Source organism: Streptacidiphilus melanogenes (assembly GCF_000787835.1).
Classification (GTDB): Bacteria; Actinomycetota; Actinomycetes; order Streptomycetales; family Streptomycetaceae; genus Streptacidiphilus; species Streptacidiphilus melanogenes.
This window is the reverse complement of sequence record NZ_BBPP01000023.1, coordinates 83,351-87,682: the sequence shown is the minus strand read 5'-3', so window position 1 is coordinate 87,682 and position 4,332 is coordinate 83,351. Positions and strand designations below refer to the sequence as shown.

Below are 4,332 nucleotides of genomic sequence, written 5' to 3'. Positions count from 1 at the left end.
GACGAAGCCGGCCCCGGCGACCAGGCCGCCGACCAGCAGCAGCGTCAGCCACGGCAGCTTGCGGCGCGGGGGCGCGGCCAGCTCCGCGGTGATGTCCAGGGCGTCCGGCGGCTCCGCGAGGATGTCCTCCGGCGATTCCACCGCCTCGGCCTGGGCCAGTTCGAGGTCCATGGTTTCCTCCTGGGTCGGGAAAAGATCACTCATGACGCAGCGCCTCGATCGGACGCAGGCTGGCCGCCCGGCTGGCCGGGTAGCTGCCGAAGAAGAGGCCGATCGCCACCGCGATCCCGAACGAACCCCACACGGAGGCCGGGATCACCACCGGCTTGATGCCGACGATGGTGAAGTGCGCGCCGATCAGCGCCGCCAGCACGCCGAGCCCGGCGCCGACCAGCGAGAGCAGCGTCGACTCGGCCAGGAACTGGCTGAGGATGACGCCCTTGGGCGCGCCGATCGCCTTGCGGATACCGATCTCCCGGGTCCGCTCGGTGACCGTGACCAGCATGATGTTGGTGATGCCGATCCCGCCGACCAGCAGCGAGATCGCCGCGACCGCGCCGAGCAGCACGGTGAAGGTCTGCGTGGTGGAGCTGCGGGTGGACAGCAGCGAGGTCTGGCTGCTGACCCGGAAGTCGACCGCCGAGGCGTCCTTGATCCCGTGCGTGCCCATCAGCACGGTGGTGATCTCGTTCTGCGCCTGAGTGGTGGCGTCGGCGGAGTTCGCCTCGACCAGGATCTGGCTGAGCGAGCCGAAGCCGGTGTAGGCGTTCTGGACCGTCGGCAGCGGCGCGATGATCACGTCGTCCGGGTCGTTGAAGCTGCTGGTGCTGCTGCCCTTGGTGGCCAGCTCGCCGACGACGGTGAGCGGGGTGCCGCCCAGGACGATCTTCTTGCCGATCGGGGACGCCGTGCCGAACAGGTCGGTCGCCGTGGTCGAGCCGATCACCGCGACCTTGCGTGAGGCCAGCACGTCGTCGTTGCTGAAGTAGTCGCCCGTGACGACCTTGCTGTTGGACGCCTCGAAGTACGCCGGGTAGGTGCCGATCACGGAGCTGACCGTGTGCGAGGTGCCCTCGTACAGGGCGGTCTGCGAGGTCTGCACCTCGGGCGCCACGCCCTTGATGTCCGGCGCCTTGCTCGGGTCGGCGAGCGCCTTGGCGTCGGCGATGGTGAGGGGCTTGGTGCTGGTCGCCGTCGACTGCGCGCCAAAGCCGGCGCCCGAGCTGACGGTGAGGGAGTTGGTGCCGAGCGCGTCGATGGAGTCCTTGACCGCCTGCGAGGAGCCGTTGCCCACCGCGAGCAGCAGGATGACGGCGGCGACGCCGATCAGGATGCCGAGCATGGTCAGCCCGGAGCGGACCTTGTTGGCGGCCAGGCCCAGCACCGCGAAACGCAGTGTCTCCAGCGGGTTCATCGCACGCCTCCCTGGGTGGCGAGCGCGCGGGCCAGCGCGGGCGGCGGGCCCTCGGCGGGCGCCTGCCGCACGTCGCTGATGATCAGGCCGTCGACGAGGCGGATCACGCGCTTGGCGTGCTCCGCGACCTCGTCCTCGTGCGTGATCAGCACGACCGTGCGGCCGGACGCGTTGAGCCGGTCCACGATGCCGAGGACCTCCTTGGTGCTGTGGCTGTCCAGGTTGCCGGTCGGCTCGTCCGCCAGCAGCATCGCGGGCGAGGTCACCAGTGCACGGGCGACGGCGACGCGCTGCTGCTGGCCGCCGGAGAGCTCGTTGGGCTTGTGCTCGGCCCGCTCGGCGAGCCCGACCATGGTCAGCGCGGCCATCGCGCGGCGCCGCCGCTCGGCCGCCTTGACGCCGGCGTAGGCGAGGGGCAGTTCGACCTGGGCGATCGCGCTGGTGCGCGGCACCAGGTTGAAGGACTGGAAGATGAAGCCGATCTTGCGGTTGCGCACCAGCGAGAGCTGCTTCTCGTCCAGCCCGCCGACGTCGATGCCGTCGAGCAGATAGCGCCCGGTGGTCGGGACGTCGAGACAGCCGAGGATGTTCATCAGCGTCGACTTGCCGGAGCCCGAGCTGCCCATGATGGCCACGAAGTCGCCCTGGTGGACCGTCAGGTCGACGCCGGCCAGGGCATGGACGACGGCGTCGCCCATGCCGTAGGTCTTGATCAGCTGACGCGCCGCGATGACGGGCGTGGGGCTCATCCCCTGCCTCCGCCGCCACCGCCGGCGCCGCCACGACCGCCGCCACCGAAGCCGCCACCGCCGCCGAAGCCGCCGCGACCGCCGCCACCGATGCCGCCGGGGAAGCCGGTGCTCGGGAAGCCGTTGGTGCCGGACGTCGACACGACGGTGATCTGGACCTTCTGGCCGTCGGTCACGCCGGAGACGATCTGGTCGTCGGTGTCGCCCTGCACGCCCAGGGTGACCGGGGTGCGCTTGACCGAGCCGTCCGACTGGACGACGTTGACGCTCGCGTTGGCGCCGGTGCCGTTGATCGCCGAGGTCGGCAGGTAGAGCGCGCCGGAGGCCTCACCCGTGACCACCTGGACGCTGGCGCTGAGGCCGGTGCGCAGGCTGGAGGTGTCACCGGAGATCGCCAGCAGCGCGGCGTACTGGACGGCGCCGCTGGAGGAGCTGCCGCCACCGCCGCTGCCCGAGCTGGAGACGGGGAGCGAACTGATGGACACGACCTTGGCGTTGAGGACCTGGGTGGTGTCGGCGTTCAGCGTCACCGTGGCCGCCTGGCCCGCCTTGAGCTTCAGCGCGTCGCTCTCGGAGAAGTCGGCGCTGACCTCCATCCCGGACGGGTTGGTGATCACGACGAAGCCGGACAGGCTGCTGGACGACGAGCTCGACGAGCTCGACGAGGAGCCGCCGGAGCCGCTGCCACCGCTGCCGGTGCTGCCACCGGAGCCCCCGCTGCCGGAGACCGAGTCGCCGACCTTGCCGCCGACGGAGGCGATGGTGCCGGAGACCGGGGCCTTGAGCACCGTCCCGTCGACGGCGCGCTGGGCGGAGGCGACGGAGTTCTCCGCGGAGGTGACCTGCTGCTCGGCGTTGGCAAGCTGGGACTGGTTGACGGTCGGCGTCGGGGCGGGCGTCGGCGTCGAGGCGGCGCCCCGCCCGCTGCCGGAGCCGGAACCGGAACCCGAGTTTGAGCTCGTCGTCGAGGTCTGGCCTTCCTCGACCTGGGTCAGGTTGGCCTGCGCGGCGGTGAGCTGGGCCTGCGCGTTGCTGAGCGTCTCGTCGGCCGAGGTCGCGTCGACCTTGCCCAGGACCTGGCCGGCCGAGACCTTCTGGCCGGGCTTGACGTCGACTTCGGTGAGCGTGCCGCCGGTGGTGAAGTTCACCCCGGCGTCCGACGGGGAGGTCAGAGTGCCCGACCCGGAGACCGTCGCGAGGACCGTGCCGCGGGCGACGGTCGCGGTACGCGTGGTGGCGGTGGAGCTGGTGCTGCTGGAGCCCTGCGCCACGGTCGCCCACGCGACGCCGCCGACAGCCAGCAGCGCCGTGGCGAGCACGGAGTTCAACAGGACGGCCTTGCGCCGTCGTGGGAGCACCTTCATGGCGGACACCCTGACGGGGCCCGCCCAGCGGGCTCTGGGAGGAAACTGGGAGTTCCCCGAGAGGGGATAGCGGGCAAAGAGTGAAAATTCGGACTTAAGCCCCTTTCGGCATCGCTGGGACGGTCCACGCTCCCAGCGGATTCGAAGAAAGCACCCAGCCGGTCACCATGGCTGTGGGGTTCCTTCGAGTCCATGACGAATCACCGCACACGCGCTCGAGCCGCAGCGGCAGCCGGGCTGCTCGGGCTCAGCACCCTGCTGCTGTCCGCCTGTGGCTCCAGCTCCTCGGGGGCGACGGCAGCAGGCTCCACCCCCGCCGCGTCCGGGTCCGCGCGCGGCGCGGCGATGCAGGCCTACCGCACCTGCCTCAGCCAGCACGGCGTGAACCTGCCGACCGGTCGCCCCAGCGGCCGCCCGAGTGGTGGCTTCGGCGGCGGCAACGGCGGCGGCGGTTACGGCGGTGGCGGTTACGGCGGTGGCGGCTTCGGCGGTGGCGGCGGCTTCGGCGGCGCCTCGCCCAACCCCACCATGCAGGCCGCGATGCAGGCCTGCTCCTCGCTCCGCCCCACCGGAGGCTTCGGCGGCGGCCGCGGCGGCTTCAACTCCACCGCGATGGCGGCGTTCACCAGCTGCCTGAAGGACCACGGAGTCACCCTCCCGGCCAACGGCGGCTTCCGCGCGCTCAACACGGCCGACGCGAAGACGGCTGCGGCGTACAACACCTGCAAGCCGCTCCTGCCGACCCGCTCCCCGGGCGCGTCGCCCTCGGCGTCCCCGACCGCGTAACCCCGAAACACCCCAGGCG

5 protein-coding genes are annotated in these 4,332 nt (G+C 71.5%); 1 reads left to right on the top strand and 4 read right to left on the bottom strand.

Annotated elements, in window-relative coordinates; translation table 11 throughout:
* From TR49_RS43975 to TR49_RS23415, 4 genes are all read right to left on the bottom strand, one after another.
* On the bottom strand, positions 1-204 hold a 204-nt coding region (locus tag TR49_RS43975; RefSeq protein ID WP_160311629.1), incomplete at its 3' end, for a hypothetical protein.
* The gene (locus TR49_RS23425) at positions 197-1,414 is read right to left on the bottom strand and encodes an ABC transporter permease (protein ID WP_042384724.1); all 1,218 of its coding nucleotides are present in this window, start codon (positions 1,412-1,414) and stop codon (positions 197-199) included. The genes TR49_RS43975 and TR49_RS23425, both read right to left, overlap by 8 nt.
* Positions 1,411-2,163 carry an ABC transporter ATP-binding protein gene (locus TR49_RS23420; protein ID WP_042384722.1) on the bottom strand — a complete coding sequence of 251 codons (753 nt, stop codon included), beginning with the start codon at positions 2,161-2,163 and terminating at the stop codon, positions 1,411-1,413. The genes TR49_RS23425 and TR49_RS23420 overlap by 4 nt, the downstream gene beginning before the upstream one ends.
* Complete coding sequence (locus TR49_RS23415; RefSeq protein WP_052434575.1) at positions 2,160-3,527, bottom strand: efflux RND transporter periplasmic adaptor subunit; 1,368 nt, start codon at positions 3,525-3,527, stop codon at positions 2,160-2,162. Before TR49_RS23415 ends, TR49_RS23420 begins: the two co-directional genes overlap by 4 nt.
* 192 nt (positions 3,528-3,719) lie before the next feature.
* On the opposite strand from TR49_RS23415, the gene TR49_RS45780 reads away from it, so the two are divergent.
* Entirely contained in the window at positions 3,720-4,313 is a 594-nt protein-coding gene (locus TR49_RS45780) for a hypothetical protein (protein ID WP_042384721.1), read from the top strand.
* Positions 4,314-4,332 lie beyond the last annotated feature (19 nt).